Origin of the sequence: Isoptericola sp. NPDC056618 (genome assembly GCF_042792715.1) — a bacterium.
In the GTDB taxonomy this organism is placed as follows: Bacteria; Actinomycetota; Actinomycetes; order Actinomycetales; family Cellulomonadaceae; genus Isoptericola; species Isoptericola nanjingensis.
The window spans coordinates 21,298-41,265 of record NZ_JBHTVZ010000023.1; the positions used below are offsets into that span (position 1 = coordinate 21,298).

At 73.9% G+C, this 19,968-nt stretch carries 18 protein-coding genes; 11 read left to right on the forward strand and 7 right to left on the reverse strand.

The features are described from left to right. Positions 1-8: 8 nt before the first annotated feature. Both ACFQ8T_RS19715 and ACFQ8T_RS19720 read right to left on the reverse strand, forming a co-directional pair. The gene (locus ACFQ8T_RS19715) at positions 9-1,421 is read right to left on the reverse strand and encodes an APC family permease (RefSeq protein WP_430548219.1); all 1,413 of its coding nucleotides are present in this window, start codon (positions 1,419-1,421) and stop codon (positions 9-11) included. A 56-nt stretch (positions 1,422-1,477) separates the two neighbouring features. Further along, positions 1,478-2,845, reverse strand: coding sequence for an MFS transporter (locus tag ACFQ8T_RS19720; protein ID WP_430548171.1), 1,368 nt, complete (start codon positions 2,843-2,845; stop codon positions 1,478-1,480). 88 nt (positions 2,846-2,933) lie between these two features. Here ACFQ8T_RS19720 and ACFQ8T_RS19725 point away from each other — a divergent pair, with 88 nt between their 5' ends. After that, positions 2,934-3,632, forward strand: a complete 699-nt coding sequence (locus tag ACFQ8T_RS19725; RefSeq protein WP_430548172.1) for a GntR family transcriptional regulator — start codon at positions 2,934-2,936, stop codon at positions 3,630-3,632. A gap of 17 nt (positions 3,633-3,649) precedes the next feature. On the opposite strand, the gene ACFQ8T_RS19730 is transcribed toward ACFQ8T_RS19725, so the two are convergent. Together ACFQ8T_RS19730 and ACFQ8T_RS19735 are read right to left on the reverse strand one after the other, a co-directional pair. Continuing rightward, a complete protein-coding gene (locus ACFQ8T_RS19730) occupies positions 3,650-4,840 on the reverse strand; it encodes an FAD-dependent oxidoreductase (protein ID WP_430548173.1) in 1,191 nt (396 codons plus the stop codon). Positions 4,841-4,844: 4 nt separating this feature from the next. Further along, positions 4,845-5,147 (reverse strand): putative quinol monooxygenase, encoded by a 303-nt coding sequence (locus ACFQ8T_RS19735; RefSeq protein WP_430548174.1) that lies wholly within the window; start codon positions 5,145-5,147, stop codon positions 4,845-4,847. 101 nt (positions 5,148-5,248) lie between these two features. Here ACFQ8T_RS19735 and ACFQ8T_RS19740 point away from each other — a divergent pair, with 101 nt between their 5' ends. Next, positions 5,249-6,385 (forward strand): FAD-dependent oxidoreductase, encoded by a 1,137-nt coding sequence (locus tag ACFQ8T_RS19740; RefSeq protein WP_430548175.1) that lies wholly within the window; start codon positions 5,249-5,251, stop codon positions 6,383-6,385. Here the strand turns inward: ACFQ8T_RS19740 and ACFQ8T_RS19745 are convergent. From ACFQ8T_RS19745 to ACFQ8T_RS19755, 3 genes are all read right to left on the reverse strand, one after another. Then, on the reverse strand, positions 6,382-7,218 hold the full coding sequence (locus tag ACFQ8T_RS19745; RefSeq protein WP_430548176.1) for an MBL fold metallo-hydrolase: 837 nt from the start codon (positions 7,216-7,218) through the stop codon (positions 6,382-6,384). The two genes, ACFQ8T_RS19740 and ACFQ8T_RS19745, sit on opposite strands and share 4 nt — an antisense overlap. Before the next feature lie 176 nt (positions 7,219-7,394). Then, on the reverse strand, positions 7,395-8,033 hold the full coding sequence (locus ACFQ8T_RS19750) for a response regulator (RefSeq protein WP_430548177.1): 639 nt from the start codon (positions 8,031-8,033) through the stop codon (positions 7,395-7,397). 53 nt (positions 8,034-8,086) lie between these two features. After that, on the reverse strand, positions 8,087-9,616 hold the full coding sequence (locus ACFQ8T_RS19755; RefSeq protein ID WP_430548178.1) for a histidine kinase: 1,530 nt from the start codon (positions 9,614-9,616) through the stop codon (positions 8,087-8,089). Between the two features lie 192 nt (positions 9,617-9,808). On the opposite strand from ACFQ8T_RS19755, the gene ACFQ8T_RS19760 reads away from it, so the two are divergent. The 9 genes from ACFQ8T_RS19760 (at position 9,809) to ACFQ8T_RS19800 (ending at position 19,920) form a co-directional block, all read left to right on the forward strand. After that, positions 9,809-10,633, forward strand: coding sequence for a DUF4352 domain-containing protein (locus tag ACFQ8T_RS19760; RefSeq protein WP_430548179.1), 825 nt, complete (start codon positions 9,809-9,811; stop codon positions 10,631-10,633). 130 nt (positions 10,634-10,763) lie between these two features. After that, the gene (locus ACFQ8T_RS19765; protein ID WP_430548180.1) at positions 10,764-11,147 is read left to right on the forward strand and encodes a nuclear transport factor 2 family protein; all 384 of its coding nucleotides are present in this window, start codon (positions 10,764-10,766) and stop codon (positions 11,145-11,147) included. Between the two features lie 15 nt (positions 11,148-11,162). Next, the gene (locus ACFQ8T_RS19770) at positions 11,163-12,068 is read left to right on the forward strand and encodes an oxygenase MpaB family protein (protein ID WP_430548181.1); all 906 of its coding nucleotides are present in this window, start codon (positions 11,163-11,165) and stop codon (positions 12,066-12,068) included. 161 nt (positions 12,069-12,229) lie between these two features. Further along, entirely contained in the window at positions 12,230-13,222 is a 993-nt protein-coding gene (locus tag ACFQ8T_RS19775; RefSeq protein WP_430548182.1) for a carbohydrate ABC transporter permease, read from the forward strand. Continuing rightward, positions 13,219-14,085: a carbohydrate ABC transporter permease gene (locus ACFQ8T_RS19780; protein ID WP_430548183.1), complete on the forward strand. Its 867-nt coding sequence runs from the start codon at positions 13,219-13,221 to the stop codon at positions 14,083-14,085. Before ACFQ8T_RS19775 ends, ACFQ8T_RS19780 begins: the two co-directional genes overlap by 4 nt. Positions 14,086-14,138: 53 nt before the next feature. Then, entirely contained in the window at positions 14,139-15,491 is a 1,353-nt protein-coding gene (locus ACFQ8T_RS19785) for an ABC transporter substrate-binding protein (protein WP_430548184.1), read from the forward strand. Continuing rightward, the gene (locus ACFQ8T_RS19790) at positions 15,488-16,264 is read left to right on the forward strand and encodes a glycerophosphodiester phosphodiesterase (RefSeq protein ID WP_430548185.1); all 777 of its coding nucleotides are present in this window, start codon (positions 15,488-15,490) and stop codon (positions 16,262-16,264) included. The genes ACFQ8T_RS19785 and ACFQ8T_RS19790 overlap by 4 nt, the downstream gene beginning before the upstream one ends. 114 nt (positions 16,265-16,378) lie before the next feature. Further along, the gene (locus tag ACFQ8T_RS19795) at positions 16,379-18,430 is read left to right on the forward strand and encodes a beta-galactosidase (RefSeq protein ID WP_430548186.1); all 2,052 of its coding nucleotides are present in this window, start codon (positions 16,379-16,381) and stop codon (positions 18,428-18,430) included. A gap of 152 nt (positions 18,431-18,582) precedes the next feature. Then, entirely contained in the window at positions 18,583-19,920 is a 1,338-nt protein-coding gene (locus ACFQ8T_RS19800; RefSeq protein WP_430548187.1) for a nucleobase:cation symporter-2 family protein, read from the forward strand. Positions 19,921-19,968: the final 48 nt, after the last annotated feature.

The window sequence follows — 19,968 nt, forward strand, 5'->3', positions numbered from 1 at the left end:
ACCCCGACTCAATTTCCGGGTTCGCCGACGGCGGACGCGTCACGCCGCCGGCCCCGGACGAGCATGATGACCAGGCCCAGGACGAGCCACCCGGCCGCGACCTCCAGGGCGAGATGGCTGGCCAGGGCGAGCACGGTGACGACGATCGCCAGGCCGACGACGGGGACGACCGTGTGCAGGACGCGACGGTCGGTGCGCCCGCCGACCACGTAGTAGCCGACCACGGCGACGTGCAGGAAGACGAACGCGGTCAGGGCGCCGACCGTGACCATCGACGACAGCAGGTCGAGGCCGTCGGGCCGGACCGCCGCCGCCACGGCGATGAGGAGCGTCGCGACCGCCGAGACGAGGGTCGCCACGCGGGGCACGCCGGTCCGACGGCTCACGGACCCGAGCCGTGCCGGCAGCTGTCCGTCGCGCGCCATCCCGTACATGAGGCGGCTCACCGCGGCCTGCGCGACGAGCGCGGAGAGCACGGGACCGATGGCACGCGCCGTCGTGACGGTCGTGCCGAGCCACGCCCCCATCTCCTCGCTGATCGTCGTGTAGAAGATCGTGCCCTGCTGCTCGGGGTCCGCGGCCAGCTCCTGGGGCGTCGCCGTCGTCAGGAGCGCGCCCAGGTAGGTCTGGACCACGAAGAGGGCCCCGGCGAGGACGAGGCAGAAGATCAGGGCCCGGCCGATCTGCCGCGGGGAGCCGGTGCTCTCCTCGGCGAACGTGGCGATCGCGTCGAACCCCAGGAAGGCGAGCGCCGCCACCGACACCGCGCCCAGCGTCCCGGCGAGCGTGAACCCGTCGAGCCCGGTCAGCGGGGACAACCACGGCCTGGCCGGCCCCTCCTGCACCAGGACGACGACGGCGCCGACGCAGAAGGCGGCGAGCACCACGATCTCCACGACCAGGGCGACGAACCCCACCGTGGCCGCGAGCCGGACCCCGCCGAGGTTCAGGCCCGTGATGAGCAGCACGGCAGCGCCGGTGAACGCCCAGACCGGCACCGCGGGGAAGAGGGCGTGGCTGGCGATCCCGCAGAACAGCGCGGCCAGGCTCGGGATGAACAGGTAGTCCAGGCCGATCATCCACCCGGCCATGAAGCCCGGCCGCCGCCCCAGCCCCGCCGTCGCGTAGGCGGAGACCGACCCCGCCTTCGGGACGGCGACGGACATGCGGGCGTACGACCACGCGGTGAACGCCATCGCCACGGTCGCGACGACGAACACGAGGGCGACCGCGCCGTTGCTGCGCGCGTCCAGCACGCCGAAGGTGCCCATGGGCGCCGTCGGGCCGATGAACAGCAGGCCGTAGACGACGAGGTGCCGCAGGGAGAGGCTCCGGTGGAGCTGTCCCTCGGGCGCAGCAGCGCTGGGAACGTCCTTCGTGGGGCGGGGGTCGGAAGACGCGGGACTCAGCTCCTCGGTCAGCTGGCGTGGGGACTGTGCCAGCGTAGGACGACAGCGACCGGGGAACCCTGCGCGGACTACTGCTGCTGGCTGGCCACGGGCTCCGCGAGGGACTCGTCGAAGAGCGGCCAGTCGGCGTACTCCTGGCCCCCGCGGCGGGCGGGCGCCGTCTCGGGGAGGAGCAGCAGCGCGACGATCGAGCAGACGACCAGCACCGCCGTGTAGACCGCCACGAGCCAGAACCCGCCGTCGGCGGCGACGAGGAGCGCCGTCGCGACCACCGTGAACGGCCCGGAGGCGACCATGGAGCCGAACTGCCACACCACCGAGACGCCCGAGTAGCGGACCGACGAGTCGAACAGCTCGGGGAAGAACGACGCCTGCGGGGCGTACGTCCCGGAGTGCCCGAGGCCCAGGCCGGCGACCAGCAGCGCGACGATGAAGGCCAGGTTCTCCGACTGCACGGCGAGGAACGCCGGGACGACGAGGACCAGGTTCAGCACCGCGAACCCGAGGAAGAGGGGGCGACGCCCGATCCGGTCGGTCAGGCGGCCCCACACCGGGATCATGACGATCTCCACGAGGATCGCGATGATGACCGCCTCGAGCACGAGGCCCGAGTCGTAGCCGTTGTTGTCCGCGTACGCGACCAGGAAGATCGTGTAGAAGGGGAACATCGCGGCCTCGACGAACTTGGCGAAGAAGCCGCCGAGCACTTCGCGGCGACGGTGCGCGAAGAGCTGGCGCAGCGGGGCGTGGGACGCGGCCTTGCGTTCCCGGGCGGCCTTGAACGTCTCGGACTCGTCGACCCGGGAGCGGATGAACAGGCCGACGGCGACGACGACGATCGACAGGAGGAAGGGCACGCGCCAGCCCCAGGCGAGGAAGGCGTCCGGGTCCATCCACTGCTGCAGGCTCGCGAAGAGCGCCGTCGGGATGAGATACGCGACCGGCGAGCCGAGCTGGACGAAGCTCGCGTAGAAGCCGCGGCGGTCCCGCGGCGAGGCCTCCGCCGTGAGCAGGACGGCGCCGCCCTGCTCGCCGCCGACGCCGAAGCCCTGGATGAGCCGGACGACCACGAGGATGGCGGCCGCCCAGAGGCCGATCTGCTCGTACGTCGGCATGAGGCCGACGGCGAACGTGCCGAGTCCTGTGAGCAGCAGGGTGAAGACCAGTGCCTTCTTCCGGCCGAGGCGGTCGCCGATGTGCCCCCACACCAGGCCGCCCAGGGGCCGGGCGAAGAACCCGACCGCATACGTCGAGAACGCCGCGAGGGTGCCGACGAGCGGGTCCGTCTCGGGGAAGAAGATCTTGTTGAACACGAGCGCGGAGGCCGTGCCGTAGATGAAGAAGTCGTAGTACTCCGCGATCGTCCCGATCACGGAAGCGCCGACGGTCTTGCGCAGCGTCTTCGGGTCGACGGTGCGGGCCGGGGTGCCGCTCATGCTGCTGCCTCCTCGCAGTGGATCGGCGCGACGCTAGCATACTAGTGCGCTAGAACACGAGATCGCGGTCGTGAGGCAGAATCAGCCCATGTCGTCGCCGTCGCCGCTCCTGACCGCTCGGGTCCGCGGGGAGAACACCCGCAGGCTCGTCCACACCTGGCTCCGCCGGCAGATCATCGCCCTCGAGCTGGCTCCGGGTGCGCCGTTGTCCGAGGCGGAGATCGGCACGCGGCTCGGGGTCAGCCGCACCCCCGTGCGGGAGAGCCTCATCCTGCTCGCGGAGGAGGGGCTCGTGGAGGTGTTCCCGCAGCGCGGCAGCTTCGTCGGCCCCATCCGCTACGAGGACGTCGTCGCCGCCCAGTTCGTGCGCGAGGCCATCGAGTGCTCGTCCCTGGAGCTCGGCGGTGAGAACGTCGGCGCGGGCGACGTGGCGGAGCTGCGGGCGCTGATCGTGCGCCAGCGCGAGGCCGACCACGACGGCGACGCCTCCCGCTTCTTCGACCTTGACGAGGAGTTCCATCAGCTGTTGCTGCGCGCGTGCGGGCACGAGTCCGCCTGGCGCATCGTCGCGTCGGCCAAGGCGCAGATGGATCGCGCGCGGCGCCTCTCCCTGCCCGAGGGGGGCAAGATGGCCGACCTCGTCGCGCAGCACGCCGCGGTCGTCGACGCGCTCGCAGCCGGGGACGTCCCCGCGGCCGTCGCCCAGCTGCGCGAGCACCTGCGCGTCGTGCTGCAGGACATCACCCACATCCAGGACGAGAGGCCTGAGCTCTTCGCCCAGGCGTGACGTCCTGACCTCGACAGTCAGCCCTCGGGCGGCTGCCAGGACATCACGGGCCGCAGGGCGCGTGCGCCCAGCGCCTCCGTCCAGCGGCCGACGGCGCGCATCCCGGCGTCGCGGAGGGCCGTGGCGGCGGGCGACGTCCACAGGGTCGGCCCGGAGATCCGCGCCGACAGCCTCATGACCCGGGCCACGCGCGGCCGCCGCTCGGCGGACCAGCGCAGCAGCGCGGCCGCGACGTCGTCGTCCGGGCGGACCCGCGCGCCGAGCACCACCCCGTCCTCGAGCGCCTGGCACCCGCCCTGCCCGAGGTTCGGCAGCATCGCGTGCGCGGCGTCGCCGACGAGCGCGAGCCGGCCCGCCACGAGCGATGCCGGGGGAGCGGGCAGGTGCCGGAGCTCGTGCCGCAACGCCGTGTCGTCGTCGACGGAGGCGAGCAGCGCGGGGACCGGGTCGTGCCAGTCCGCGAGGCGGGCGCGCAGCTCGTCGAGGCCGCGCGGGACCCCGACGGCGTCGGCCACCGAGACGTACATGTAGACGCGTCCGTCGGCCAGCGGCATGACCCCGGCCACGATCCCGCGGCCCCAGATCTCGGAGCCCACGACGCCGGGGACCCGCGGGGTGACGAACCGCCACGCCGTCGACCCGCCGGACACCGGGGCGGGGGCGCTCGGCCACCAGCGGGTGCGCGTGGGGGAGCCGATGCCGTCTGCCGCGACGACGAGGTCGGCGTCGGTCTCCGTGGTCGTGCCCGCGGCGTCGGTCGTCGTGACGCGTGCGGGGCGCGAGGCCGTGCCCGGGTCCGTGACGGTCGCCGTCGTGCCGAGGCGTAGCGCCCCGGTCGGCAGCGCGTCCACGAGCAGCCCCACCAGCTGCGCGCGGTGCAGCATCAGCGTGCGGTCGCCGAAGACCGACTCGGCGCCCTCCGCGCGACCGCGGACCAGCCACCCCCCGTCCGGGCGGCGCAGGCCGAACTCGCCCTGCAGCGCCGCCAGGTCGCGCGTCGCGTCGCCGACGCCCAGCGCGTCCAACGACCGCACCGCGTTCGGCGCGACGACGATCCCCGCGCCCACCGGGTCCAGCGACGTCGCACGCTCGACGACCGTGACGTCCCAGCCGTGGCGCGCCAGCGCCACGCCCGACGCCAGGCCGCCGATGCCCCCGCCGATCACGACGGCGGCGCGGCGGGCCGGCTTCCCCTCTCCCCGTGTCACCGCGTCAGTCCCGCAACGGAGAGCCGACGACCGTGAAGCGGAAGCCGCCGAACTCGCCCGACAGCAGCGGCCGGGCTGCCGCGATGGAGGCCTGGACGGCGGGGAGCTGGAGCGACGCCTGGTGCGCCTCTGTCGACGTCCACAGCTCGGTGACGAACACCGTGTCCGGCCGGTCGTCGCTGACGCCGACCTCGTAGAGCAGGCAGCCCGCCTCTGCGAGCTCCGGGCTGCGCTGCGTGAGGTGCGCGACCAGCGCGTCGCGCTTCCCGGGGGCGGCACCCAGCGTGCCGACGTTGGCGTAGGTCATGGGTCGCGACGGTAGTCCCCTCCAGGGACACGGGCCCGGCGGGTGCGCGACACCACACGGACGCCCGGAAGCACGCCGTCACGGGCAGTGTTGCCACAGGCATGACGACGACCGAGGCTGTGCCGCAGGCGGCAGACGTCGTCGTGATCGGCGCGGGACAGGCGGGCCTGTCGGCGGCGTACCACCTGCGGCGGCGCGGGTTCGTGCCCGCGGCGGGCGCGTCGTCCGGCGAGCGCACGTACGTGGTGCTGGACGCCGAGGACGGGCCCGGGGGAGCGTGGCGGCACCGCTGGCGCTCGCTGCGGATGAGCACGGTGAACGGCATCCACGACCTGCCCGGCATCGAGCAGCCCGACGTGGAGCCGGAGGCGGCGAGCGTCGACGTGCTGCCCGCGTACTTCGGCGACTACGAGCACGAGCTGGGCCTCGCCGTCGTCCGACCGGTGCGCGTGCGCCGCGTCGAGGAGGCGGACGACGACGGCCTGCTCGTCCGGTGGGAGGGCGGCGGCCGGTCCGGCGTCGTCGTCGCGCGGGCGATCGTCAACGCGACGGGCACGTGGACGAAGCCGTTCTGGCCCGCCTACCCGGGGCAGGAGACCTTCCGCGGCCGCCAGCTGCACACCGCCGACTACGTGCGGGCCGAGGACTTCGCGGGGCAGCGCGTCGCCGTCGTCGGCGGCGGGATCTCCGCGGTGCAGCTGCTGGAGGAGGTCTCGCACGTGGCGCAGACCTTCTGGTTCACGCGACGGGAGCCAGTGTGGCGTGACTCGTTCGAGCCCGAGGACGGGTCGCGCGCCGTGGCGATGGTCGCCGACCGGGTGCGCGAGGGGCTGCCGCCGCTGAGCGTCGTGTCCGTCACCGGCCTCATCAAGACGCCGTCGCTGCTCGCCGCCGAGGCGCGTGGTGTGCTCGAGCGTCGGCCCATGTTCACCCGCATCGAGCCCGACGGCGTCGTCACGCCCGACGGCGCGCTGGTCCCCGTCGACGTCATCTTCTGGAACACCGGCTTCCGCGCCGCCCTCGACCACCTGCGACCCCTGCACCTGCGCACCGCCGGCGGCGGCATCCGCATGGACGGCACGCAGGTGGACGGCGAGCCGCGCGTGCACCTCATCGGCTACGGGCCGTCCGCGTCCACCATCGGCGCCAACCGCGCGGGCCGGGACGCCGTCCACCGGATCGTGCGTCACCTCGACGCCGCGGTGACCGACGCCGGCACCCTCGCCGCGGCGCGCTAGCCGGTCGTCCCGCGCGCCTCGCGCCAGCGGGCGACGCTCTGGGCCTGCCCCTCGTGGATGTCGCCCACCCACTCCCAGCCGGGCTTGGCCCTCGGGCCGATCCGCGGGTCGTCGGGAGCGCTGCCGTCCCGCAGCGCGTGCAGGTACGCGCGGTCCTGCGCGATCCGCGCGCGCAGCTGGTCGGCCCCGCCGACGGTCCCGTGCCCCGGGACCACGGCGTCGACGCCGCCGGCCACCCGTTCCAGGAGCTCCAGCCCGCGGAGGTAGTCGCCGATCGGGTCGTTCGCGTCGTCGAAGACGTCGAGCATCGGGACGAAGACGTCCGAGAGCATGTCGCCGGCCGCGAGAACCCGGTGCTCCTCGACCAGCAGGGCCGCGTGGCCCGGGGAGTGCGCCGGGTGCGCGACGACCCGGACCTCCGGACCGTCCCAAGGGATCCGCGTCGTCCCGTCCGGCAGCCCGGTGACGAGGCCGAACCCGTCGAGCGGCACGTCGCCCGCGATCTCGGGCGGCAGCCCCTCGGCGACGCGCGTCTCCCAGCCCGGGTCCGACAGCACGCGTCGCAGCTCGGCCGCGCAGCGGGCCGTGCCGTAGCGGGGCGCGCCGCCGAGCGCGGGGTGCCAGAGCACGTGGTCCCAGTCGGGATGTGTCGCGAATCCCGCCACCACCGGCAGGCCCAGGTCGCGGAGGTCGTGCGCGAGGCACTCCATCTCGTCGCGTGTCAGCCCGGGGTCGACGAGGAGCACGCCGCTCCGGCCTCGCACGACCACCGCGTTGTTCTGGAGCAGCTCGCTCCGGTGCGCCCACACACCGTCCGCGACCCGCGTCAGCACGGCGTCCGCCCGGCGCCGTCGACCGACGGCACGGTGTCCAGGTTCGTGGTTGCCATGGTCGGTCTCCTGTCCGTCGCCGCGGCGACGGCCCGGCTGGACGTCTCGCGTGTCGGTGGTGACCGGCGGACGGGGCGAAACTCATTGCCGCTCGGTCGTCCTGGGGGTCGGCAGCCGTTTCACCCCGCCCGGTCCACCAGCAGGGCGAGCTGCACGCGGTTCACGCCGAGCCGGGTGGTGGCGCGGGCCAGGTGGGTCTTGACCGTCGCCTCGCCGAGGAACAGCCGCTCCGCGATCTGGGCGTTCGACAGTCCCTCGGCGACGGCGCCCGCGATCTCCAGCTCCCGCTCGGTGAGCTGCGCGAGCAGCTCGCGCGCCTCGCGCCGGCCGCGGGCGGCCGGCCTGGAGCCGACCTGCTCCATGACGACCCGCGCGGCCCGCGGGGACAGCGCGCCCTCGCCCGCGGCGACGGAGCGGACGGCGGCGACGAGCTCGTCCGGGCCGGAGTCCTTCGCGAGGAAGCCGGCGGCGCCGGCGTGGACGGCGTCGAGGATGGCCGACTCGGTGTCGAACGACGTCATGGCGATGACGCCGGGCGCGGAGGGGAGCGCGACGGCGGCGGCGGTGGCGCGGATGCCGTCCACGCGCTCCATCCGGAGGTCCATGAGGACGACGTCCGGGTGGTGGGCCTGCACGGCGGAGACCACCTCGTCGCCGTCGGCGGCCTCCGCGACGACGTCGAGACCGCTCTTCGTGAGGATCGTCCGCAGGAACCCGCGCACCATCGCATCGTCGTCGACGATCATCACCCTGACCACACGCCGACCTTAGTCATGGGGGCACCGCCGGGGCGCCGGGGGAGTCGGCGACCTCAGTCCTCTACGGCGACCACCCACGGCAGGTGCGCCCGCACGCGGAATCCACCGTCCTCGGTCGGAGCGGCGTCGAACGAGCCCCCGAGGGCCTCGCACCGTTCCCGCATCCCGGGGATGCCGACACCCCCTCCGGGCACGCCGCTGCCCGCGGCACCGGCACCGTTACGCACGACGACGTCCGTCCCGGCGCCGGGGCGGGCGCGCACGCTGACGTCCACGCGCGCTCCGGGCGCGTGCTTCGCGGCGTTCGTCAGCGACTCCTGCACCACCCGGTAGACGGCGCGGGTCAGGGCGGGGGGCGCGGCGTCGGCGTCGCTGACGAACACGGTGGCGGTGACGTCGACGCCGCGCTCCCTGGCGCCGTCCAGCAGCTCGGCCAGATCGCCGAGGGAGGGCGCGGCGCCGGAGTACTCCTCGGCGCCGTCGCGCAGGGACTTGATGAGGGTGCGCATCTCCTCGAGCGCCCGGTGCGCCGACGAGCGCATGGACCGCGCGGCGTCCCCGACCCCTGGGTCGTCGGACGACACCTCGAGCGACGCCGCCTCGAGGGAGACGAGGGAGAGCTGGTGCGCCACGGTGTCGTGCATCTCGCGGGCGATGAGGTCGCGCTCCTCCTGCCGGGTGAGCTCGGTGCGCAACGCCTCGGACTCGGCCCGGAGGTCGTCGGCGCGCCGCGCCTCGGCGGTCGCCTGCTGCAACGCCTCCTGGGCCGCGACGTCGGCGCGCCGGGCCACCTGGCGCGCGGCGTCGGCGTCGGCGTTCGCGGTGACGAGGCGTCGCAGCAGCCCGGCACCGACCGAGACGGCGAGCCCGAGCACGCCCAGCACGATGTACCCCACGGGCGACATGTATGAGGTGGAGCCGTTCTCGAGCGCCACCGAGAAGATCACCTGCGGTGCGGTCGTGGCGTCGCGCCAGAAGGTCACGGCCAGGGCGAGGGCCGTCGCACCGCCGCACAGCAGGCTGCGCCGCAGGTCCGTCCGCGCGATCACCCACGGGAGCGCGACGAGCGGCGCGACGGCGCCGAGCGGGCCGACGACGCCGACCGCCGCGGTCGCGAGGCAGACCAGCACCGGGTGCGACGCCCGCCACCACATCGCGGCCCCGACGCCGACCGCCACGACGAACCACAGCAGCGACAGGGCGACGTCCCCTCCGCCCAGGTCGTCCACCGGGGTCGCGAACGCGATCCCGACGATCGCGCAGGACCACGCCACGACCATCGCGCCGATCGTGCCCGCGACGCTCCAGAACCGTCGGCCGGGCGAGAGGCGCGACGCGGGCCGGGCGTGGACGGGACGGTACGGGGGGTAGGGCTGCAGGACGCCGGGCTGCACGGCCGGGCCGGAGGGCGGCGGCGGTCCGTATGGCGGCGGCGCCCCGTAGGGGGAGGCTCCGTGAGGGGCCTGGGCGTACGGCTGGGCGTACGGCGGCACCGGCGGGGGAGGCGTGCCGGGCCCCTGACCACCGGGCGTGCCCGACGGCGGGCGGCCGTACGGGTCGGCGGGGCTCGGCGGCGGATTCATGCGGGCAGCGTACGGCGGCCGCCGGCCGTCCGCCGTCCCCCGATCGGCTCGACGGCGGGGGAAACCTGTCCCCCTTTCGGCTCGACCGGTCGAGCCACGAAGGGGATCCGCCGGGGTGCCCCCGCGCCGGACGATCGTCCCGTTCCGATCGACGCCCCGGCCCTCGTGGCACCGCACCCCTCAGGAGTCCTCATGTCCACGCCGCACCCCGACCCGTCCCAGCAGCCCGTACCGCAGCAGCCCGGCCAGCAGCCGCAGCAGTACACGCAGCAGCCGTACCCTCAGCAGCCGTACGGGCCGCCGCAGCCCGGCCAGCAGGCGCCCTACGGTGCGCCGCAGGGCTGGTCGCCGCAGCCGCAGATGCCGCCGGCGCCGGAGAAGCGCAAGAACTGGTTCGCCCGTCACAAGGTGCTCACCGGGGTCGGCACGGCCGTGGTCCTCGTCGTCATCATCGCCAGCGCGAGCGGCGGGGGCGGCGACGACGACCCTGCCGTCGCCGATGTCGACACCGCCACGGCGCAGCAGGCGGAGGCGGCGACGGACGAGTCCGAGGACGAGCCGGCCGAGGACGCGCAGACCGAGAAGGACGAAGAGCCCGCCAAGGACGAGAAGGCCGCCACGCTGCCCGCCGTCGGTGACAAGGTCCGCGACGGCAAGTTCGAGTTCACGGTGACGAAGCTCGAGGACGGCGTGCAGGAGGTCGGCGACGAGTTCCTGGGCGAGGAGGCGCAGGGGCAGTTCGTGCTCGTCCACATGACGGTGGCGAACATCGGCGACGAGGCGCAGTACTTCGACGGGAGCAGCCAGAGCCTCGTCGACACGAAGGGCCGCACGCACTCGGCGGACTCGGAGGCGGGCATCTACCTCGGCGAGTCCAACTCGTTCCTCAACGAGATCAACCCTGGGAACAAGGTCGACGGCGTCGTGGTCTTCGACATCCCCCGGAACGCCACCCCGGCGACCCTCGAGCTGCACGACTCGATGTTCTCCGGCGGTGTCGAGGTCGCGGTGAAGTGACGCCCGCGACCTGATGACCGTCTCTGCCCGCCGCCCGTCACTCCCCGACGGTCGGCGGGCAGAGGCTCGTGTCCGGGGTCGCGCGTACGGTCGACCTGTCGACGGAAGCGACCCGCGAGGAGGCGACGCCATGACCACCGACCGCACGGACGCACCGGACGCCGTGGCCGCAGAGTTCTTCGACCGCTACCGGCAGGCGCTGCTGGACCGCGACGAGTCGGCGGTCGCCGACCTGTACGCGGTGCCGGCGCTGATCCTGTTCCCCGGGCAGTCGCTGCCGGTGACGAGCCGCGCGCAGACGGAGCAGTTCTTCGGGTCGTCGTGGAGCCAGTACGAGGGCGTCACGGGCATGACGTCGGAGGTGCGGGTCGTGGCGGCCACGGCCCACAGCGTGTGGGCCGACGTGACCTGGCACCACGACGGGCCCGGCGAGGGCACCGAACGTTTCGTCTACCAGCTCGTGCGCACGGACGACGGGTGGCGCATCGCGGTGCTCACGCCGATGGACGTGTGAGCGGATACTGACGGGATGACGACGGCGACGAACCCCGTGGAGCGGCTGCGGCTGCGGCTGGGTGACGTGCTGTTCGAGAAGGTGTCGGGTCCGGACGGCGTCGCGGTCCGCGACCGGATCCACCTGACGCCCGGCCCGCGCTGGTTCGCGCCGGACAGCCCGGTGGGGCGGGTGCACGCCGACGCGTCGATGTTCGTGGGCGGGCTGCGGGCGCTGCTGCTCCAGTCGCTGCACCCCCTGGCGATGGCGGGCGTGGCGGGGCACTCGGGCTACCGCGGCGACCCGTGGGGCCGGCTGGAGCGCACGGCGACCTTCCTCGCGACGACGACGTTCGCGACCGCCGACGACGCGCAGGCGATGGTCGACCGGGTCCGGGCGGTGCACGACCGGGTGCGCGGCAAGGCGCCGGACGGACGGCCGTACCGTGCGGGCGACCCGCACCTGCTCACCTGGGTGCACGCGGCGGAGGCTGACTCGTTCCTCACCGCGCACCAACGCTTCGGCGAGCGGCCGCTCACCGGCGGCGAGGCCGACGAGTACGTGGCGCAGGTGGCGCGCGTCGCGCGGGCGCTGGGCGCCGTCGTCGTGCCCGAGACCGTGGCCGACCTGCGCGAGACGATCGAGACCTACCGGCCCGAGCTGGAGGCGTCGGAGGCCGCCCTCGACACGGTGCGGTTCCTGCTGCGCGAGCCGCCGCTGCCGCGCGCGGCCCGGCCCCCCTACGCGCTGCTCGCGGCGGGCGCCGTCTCGACCCTCCCCGCCTGGGCGCGGGACGCCCTCGACGTCGACACCTGGTTCCGCCGCACCCTCGGCGGGCCGGCGGGGTCCCTCGCCACCCGCGCCGTGCGGTGGGGGATGGGCACCTCGGAGAAGACCCGGGCCTATCCCCGCGCGGGTGTCCCGGAGACGACGCCCGGCTGACGCCAGCCTGACGCCCGCCTGTCGCCCGGTCGACGTCCGCGTGACCGGCGCGGGGTGCCCGTGACCTGCGGGGACCGCCCCGATGAACGTTGCCCGAACGCTTCGCCGGGCACCCCGCCCACCCGGACATATCGGGCGGTGCGGTTCCTAGAGTCGCGGCTGTGACCACCGTCGTGACCCCACGGCCGTCCGGTCTCCCGGACGCCCCGTCGGCCCGGGCGGGCACCCCGCCCGCGGGCCCGCCACCCGCCACCCGCACGCGCAGCCGCCTCGGCGCCCGCCGACGCCGGAACGCCCTGCTGTGGGCGTTGCTGCTCGCGGGGCCGAACGTGCTGCTCATCGTCGTCTTCGTCTACCGGCCGCTGCTGCAGAGCCTGTACCTGTCGACGCTGCAGTGGAACCTCGGCTCCCCGTCGGCCCGCTTCGTCGGGCTCGGCAACTACGTCGAGTGGTTCTCCGCGCCGACGACGGGCCGCGTCGTGACGACGACGCTCGTCTTCACCGCAGCGACCGTCGGCGGCGCGATGGTGCTCGGCCTGGGCCTCGCGCTGCTGCTGAACCGGCGGCTGCGGGGCCGCGGCATCGCCCGCACGGTCGCGTTCGCGCCCTACGTGCTGAGCGGCTTCGCCGTCGGCATCCTCTGGCTGTTCATGTTCGACCCGCGCTACGGCCTGGTGCAGGAGCTGCTCGGCTGGGTCGGCCTCGAGTCGCCAGCCTGGTACACCGCGCGCCCGTGGCCGCTGGTCATGGTGATCGTCGTCTACCTGTGGAAGAACCTCGGGTACGTCGCCCTCATCTACCTGGCCGGGCTGCAGGCCGTGCCGCAGGACCTGCGCGACGCCGCCGCGCTCGACGGCGCGTCGTCGGCCCGCACGCTGCGCTCGATCGTGCTGCCGCTGCTCACCCCGACCACGTTCTTCCTGCTGGTCACGATGATGCTCGCCTCGCTGCAGTCCTTCGACATCATCAAGGCGATGACCCAGGGCGGGCCCCTGGGATCCACGACGACGCTCATGTACTCGATCTACGAGGAGAGCTTCGTGGGCGGCCGCGCGGGGTACGCGTCCGCCGTCGCCACCGTCCTGTTCCTCGTGCTCCTCGCCGTCACCGCGGTGCAGATGCGGTACGTCCAGCGGAAGGTGCACTACGCATGAGCGCGGTCACGATCGACCGACGGATCCCCGGGCGCCCGGCCCGACGACGGCCGCCGCAGGTCGGCGGCTACCTCACGATGGTCTTCGCGACGGTCGTGCTCGGCCTGCCGCTGGTGTGGCTGCTCCTCGCCAGCCTCAAGACGCCCGAGGAGCTGTACCAGGTGCCGCTGCAGTGGCTGCCCGGCTCGCCGAGCCTCGACAACTACGCGCAGGCCGCAGGCGCGATCCCGCTCGGGCGGCTGCTGGCCAACAGCGTCGGCCTGACCGTCGTCGGCGCCGGCCTCAAGGTCGCGCTCGGGCTGGCCTGCGCGTACGCGCTGGTCTTCCTCGACTTCCCGTTCAAGAAGCTCGTGTTCGGGCTCGTCATCGCGACCCTGATGATCCCGCCGCAGATCACGATCATCCCCAACTACACGCTGGTCGCGAGCCTCGGCTGGCTCAACACCTATCAGGGGATCCTCGTGCCGGGCCTGGCCAGCGCGTTCGGCACCTTCCTGTTCCGGCAGCACTTCCTCACGCTGCCCGCGTCCGTCCTCGAGGCGGCCGAGCTGGACGGCGCCGGGCACTGGCGCAAGCTGTGGAAGTTCGTCGTGCCGATGAGCACGCCGACGCTCGCCGCCGTCGCGCTGGTGTCCGTCGTGACCGAGTGGAACGACTACCTGTGGCCGTTCCTCGTCGTCGACCACGCCGACAAGATGACCCTCCCCGTCGGCCTCACGCTGCTGCAGAACACCGACGGCATGTCGAACTGGGGCGTGCTGCTGGCCGCGACCGTCGTCGTGACGCTGCCCATCCTGCTCGTCTTCCTGATCCTCCAGCGACGCCTCGTCGCCGGTCTCACCGCGGGCGCGGTGACGGGGTGACCCCGTCCCGCCCGGCCCGCCTCCCGAACATCACCCCGAACCAAGGAGCACGTGTGTCCCACCGTCCTGCCCGCCGCACCCGCACCGCCGTCGCGGCGCTCGCCGCGGTCTCGGCCCTCACCCTCACCGCCTGCGCCGGCCCGAGCGTCGGGGCCACGGCCTCCGGCGACGCGTCCGCCGAGGCCGTCGACTGGTCGCAGGTCGAGCCGGCCAAGGAGATCACCTGGTGGAGCAACCACCCGGGCCAGTCGCAGGAGCTCGAGCAGCAGCTCATCGACGAGTTCACCGCGGAGTCCGGCATCGAGGTCGACCTCGTCACCGCCGGCGCCGACTACGACGAGGTCGCCCAGCGCTTCCAGGCCGCGTCGCAGACCGACGAGCTGCCCGACCTCGTCATCGCGTCCGACGTGTGGTGGTTCCGGTACCACCTGAACGACCAGATCATGCCCGTGGACGACGTCATGGAGTTCCTCGACGCCGACGCGGACGACTTCCAGCCCGCCCTGTACGCGGACTACGAGTACGACGACCAGCACTGGGCGGTCCCGTACGCCCGCAGCACGCCGCTCTTCTACTACAACAAGGACCTGTGGACGAAGGCCGGCCTGCCCGACCGCGGCCCGGAGACCTGGGACGAGCTGGTCGAGTGGGACGCGACGGTGAAGAAGGAGGTGCCGAAGGACGGCTCGACGTTCGGCCTGTCCACCGGCCCGTCGTGGGGCGCGTGGTGGTTCGAGAACATGATCTGGGGCCAGGACGGCGCGTACTCGGACGGCTTCGACCTCACGCTCGACACCCCGGAGGCGGTGGCCGGCGGCGAGTTCGTGCGCGACCTGTTCCACGGCTCCGGCGTCGCGACGCTCTCTGCCGACGACGCGATGGCGGACTTCTCGTCCGGCCTGATCGCCTCGACGATCGGCTCCACCGGATCGCTCAAGGGCGCGCTCGACGCCGCGTCGTTCGAGGTCGGCACGGCCTACCTGCCCGACGGCCCGAAGGGCGGCGGCACGCCGACCGGCGGCACCGGACTCGCCATCCCCTCGTCGAAGACGCCGGAGCAGCAGCTCGCGGCCGCGATGTTCCTCGAGTTCCTCACGAACACGGAGAACACGGCCACGTTCTCGCAGGCCACGGGTTACATGCCGGTGCGCACGTCCGCCGTCGAGAGCGACGCGATGAAGAAGACCTACGAGCAGACGCCGCAGTTCCGCACGGCCGTCGACCAGCTCGCCGACAAGGCCCGCGTGCAGGACGACGTGCGCGTCTTCGTCCCGGGCGCCGACGCGCTGCTCAACGAGGCGCTGGAGCAGATCGTCATCGAGGACGCCGACCCCGAGGCGGCGTTCGAGGCCATCACGCCGCGCATCGAGACGGCGTACACCGAGAACGTGGAGCCGTACCTGTGACGGGCGCGGCAGGGCTGAGCGGGGCCGACGGGTCGCTCCGGCCGCGCGTCGTCGCCCATCGCGGCAACAGCGCGGTCGCGCCGCAGAACACGCGCGCCGCGTTCGAGAGCGCGGCGCGAGCGGGGGCGGACTCGCTCGAGATCGACGTCCGGCTCACCGTCGACGGCGAGGTCGTCGTCATCCACGACGACACCGTCGACGCGACGACCAACGGCAGCGGCAAGCTGGCGGACCTCGAGCTGCGGGAGGTCCGGCTGCTCGACGCCGGGTCGTGGTTCTCGCCCGCGTACGCGGGGCAGCGGGTGCCGACGTTCGGTGAGGTGACCGACCTGCTGCGCGCCCGCCCTGGCCTGGACCTGCTGCTGGAGGTCAAGGGCGCGTGGTCCGCGCGGGAGGTGCGGCGGGTGACGGAGCCGCTGCGCGCGGCGGGCCTCGCCGACCGCACGGTGGCGCAGAGCTTCTGGCCCGAGACCGTGGCCGCGCTGCGCGACGCCGACCCGGGGCTGCGCCGCGGCCTGCTCGTCACCACCGCCCGAGACGACCTCGTCGAGCGGTGCCGCGACCTCGACGTCGTCATGTGCAACCCGCAGGGCACCGTGCTGCGCGACGACCCCGACGTCGTCGCCCGGCTGCACGAGGCCGGACTCTCCACCGCCGTCTGGACGCTGAACGAGCCCGCGCACTGGGCCGCCGCCGTCGCGCTCGGCGTGGACGCGATCATCACCGACCGCCCCGACCACCTGGCGGGCTGGCTGGCGGGCCGCGTCGGCTGATCACGAGCGGTCAGGGCCAGGGCCGGGTGGACGTGGCTCTGGTCCTGACAACTCGGGGTGGGTAGGCTGGCGCGCGCATCGAAGCGCTTCGACGGTCCACGGGGGTATCGCGGCATGGCGGCTGGACTCGCACGGCTCACGGACGAGCTGGGAATCCTGTACGGCGGGGACTACAACCCCGAGCAGTGGGAGCCCGCCGTCTGGCGGGAGGACGTCGCGCTCATGCGGGAGGCGGGGATCAACCTCGTCACGGTCGGCGTCTTCAGCTGGTCGCACCTCGAGCCGCGGCCGGGCGAGTACCGGTTCGCCTGGTTGGACGACGTGCTCGACCTGCTGCACGACGCAGGCATCGCCGTCGACCTCGCCACCCCGGTCGCCTCGCCGCCGCCGTGGCTGGGCCACCGGCACCCGGAGTCGCTGCCCGCGACGGCGGACGGCACGGTGCTGAGCTACGGCTCGCGCAACCAGTTCTGCCCGTCCTCGTCGGCGTACCGGGAGGCGGCCGGGGCGATCGCCGAGCAGGTGGCCGCCCGCTACGCCGGCCACCCCGCCGTCCGGATGTGGCACGCGGGCAACGAGTACGGGCAGTTCTGCTGGTGCGACCGCTGCGCGGAGCGCTTCCGCGACTGGCTGCGCTCGCGGTACGGCACCCTCGACGCGCTCAACGCCGCGTGGGCCACGACCGTCTGGTCGCAGGAGTACGGCGACTGGGCCGAGATCCTGCCGCCGCGCGTCGCGCCCTACCACCGCAACCCGTCGCAGGAGCTCGACTTCCGGCGCTTCGGCTCCGACCTGCTGCTCGACCTCTACCGCGAGCAGAAGGCCGTGATCCGGCGGCACGACGCCGACCGCCCCGTGACGACCAACCTCATGGGGTTCTTCGGCGGCATCGACCCGCACGGCTGGCGCGCGGACCTCGACGTGATCGCCGACGACGCCTACCCCGACCCGGCGTCCCCCGACGCGCCCGCCGACGCGGCCCTCGTCAACCACCTCGCCCGCGGGCTCGCGGGCGGCGGGCCGTGGCTGCGCATGGAGCAGGCGGCGAGCGCCGTGAGCTGGCGGGAGCACAACCTCACGAAGTCGCCCGCGCGGCTGCGCACCGAGGTGCTCCAGGCGCTCGCGCACGGCGGCGACGGCGCGCTGTTCTTCCAGTGGCGCCAGGCACGCTCCGGCCCCGAGCGCTTCCACTCCGCGATGCTGCCCGTCGCGGGCGCGGACACGGCCGTGCACGCGGGTGTCCGCGCCCTGGGTGCCGAGCTGCGTGCGCTGCGCGGCCTCGTCGGCGAGCCCGTCCACCGGCGCGTCGCGCTGCTGTGGGACTGGCCGTCGTGGTGGGCCGCCACCCAGGTCGCGCTCCCGACGGCGCGGCTCGACCCGCTCGCCACGCTGCAGGCCTGGCACCGGGAGCTGTGGCGGCTCGGCGTCGTCGCCGACGTCGTCGCGCCCGGCGACCCGCTGCAGTCCTACGACCTCGTGCTCGCCCCGGCGCTGGCCGTGCTGGAGCAGCCCGCCGCCGACCGGCTCGACGCCTACGTGGCTGGCGGCGGGCACCTGGTGTGGGGGCCGTTCGGCGGCGTCGCGGACGGGCTCGCCCACCTGCACGCGGGCCGCTCGCCCGCGCTCCTGCGGCACGTGCTCGGGGTCTCCGCGGAGGAGTGGGTGCCGCTGCCCGACGGCGGCAGCGCGGTCTCCTGGGCCGGTCCGCAGACCGGGCACCACGGCACCGCGACGACCCTGGGAGAACGAGCCCGCTCCGACGGCGCCGAGGTGCTCGCCACCTACGACGACGGGCCGCTGGCCGGCAGCGTCGCCGTCGCGCGCCACGCGCACGGCGCGGGCCGCGCCTGGTACGTCGGCGCCGACCTCAGCGGGCCGGGCGGCGGCCTCGAGGCCGTGCTCCGCGCCGCGCTCGACGACGCGGGCGTGGCTCTCGGCGGCCAGGTCCCGGGCGTCGAGACCGTGTGGCGGGGCGGCACCCTGGTGGCTCTCAACCACACGGACCGCCCTGCGACGCTCGTCCTCGCCGCGGCGCTCGCGGCCGGGCCCGACGGCGTCCGGGCCGCTGCTCTCACCGACGCGCTCACCGGCGCGCGCCACGCCGCCGCCGCGACCCTCCCGCTCGCCCCGCACGACGTCGTCGTCCTCACGACCCGGGTGACGTGAAAGGTTCATCCGAGAAGATGTCACCTCCCGGAAACGCTGTTTGATCCCACGGAAACCGTCGCTCCCTACGGTCGTCCCGACGCGCCGCCCAGGCGCCCGGTGACGGAAGGGGACGACCGATGTCCGAAGCTTCACGCAGCACAGCACCACCCGTGACCGCGCACCCGGTGGACCAGGTGCCGCGGCTGGCGCGGCTCTTCCCGCTCGGGCTGCAGCACGTGCTCGCGATGTACGCCGGGGCGGTGGCGGTGCCGCTCATCGTGGGCGGCGCCCTCGGCTACTCCGCGCAGGACCTGGCGTTCCTCATCAGCGCCGACCTGTTCGTCGCGGGGATCGCGTCGATCATCCAGTCCCTCGGGTTCTGGCGGTTCGGCGTGCGGCTCCCGCTCATGCAGGGCGTGACGTTCGCCGCCGTCGGCCCGATGATCACCATCGGCACGACGTACGACATCACCGCCGTCTTCGGCGCCACCATCGCCTGCGGCCTCTTCATGATCCTCGTCGCGCCGTTCTTCTCGGCGCTGCTGCGGTTCTTCCCGCCCCTCGTCACCGGCACGGTCATCCTGATCATCGGCGTCTCGCTCATGGACGTCGCCGCGGGGTGGATCACGAACAACGGGGCGACGGCCGCGCCGTCCGACCTGGCGCTCGCGGCGGGCACGCTGCTGTTCATCGTGCTCGTCGAACGCTTCGCCCCGCCCGCCCTCGCGCGTCTCTCCGTGCTGCTCGGGCTCGCGCTGGGCACGCTCGCCGCGCTGCCGATGGGCAAGGTCGACTGGTCGGGCGTCGGGGAGGCGGGCTGGTTCGCCGTCGTGACCCCGTTCCACTTCGGCCTGCCGACGTTCCCGCTCGCCGCCGTGGTGTCGATGCTGGTCGTGGGGCTCGTGATCATGACCGAGACGACCGGCGACATGATCGCCGTCGGCGAGATCACCGGCCGGCCGGTGACGAAGCGGCGGCTCGGCGACGGACTGCGCGCGGACGGGCTCTCGACCGTCCTCGGCGGGATGTTCAACACGTTCCCGTACACCGCGTTCGCGCAGAACGTGGGCCTCGTCAGCCTGACGGGGGTCGCGTCGCGCTACGTCGCGACGATGGCCGGCGGCATCCTCGTGGTGCTGGGCCTGGTACCCAAGGTCGGTGCGGTGGTGGAGGGCGTGCCCAGCGCCGTGCTCGGCGGCGCAGGGATCGCGCTGTTCGGCATGGTCGCGGCGTCCGGCGTCCGCTCGCTCACCAAGGTGACGTTCACCAGCAAGAACATCCTCGTGGTCGCCGTGTCCCTCGGCGTCGCGATGCTCCCGACCGTGCGCCCGGAGATCTATGCCGAGTTCCCGACGTGGTTCCAGCTGATCTTCGACTCCGGCATCAGCGCCGGTGCGATCAGCGCCATCCTGCTCAACCTGCTGCTCAACGGCGACCAGCTGCGCGCAGCGTCCGCGCCGGTCCGCCCCGAGCCGGACCGCCCCGAGCCGGCACGTCAGGAGGCGTGACCACGGAGCCTTCCGGACGACGACGGCCGGTACCCGGCTTCCGGGGTA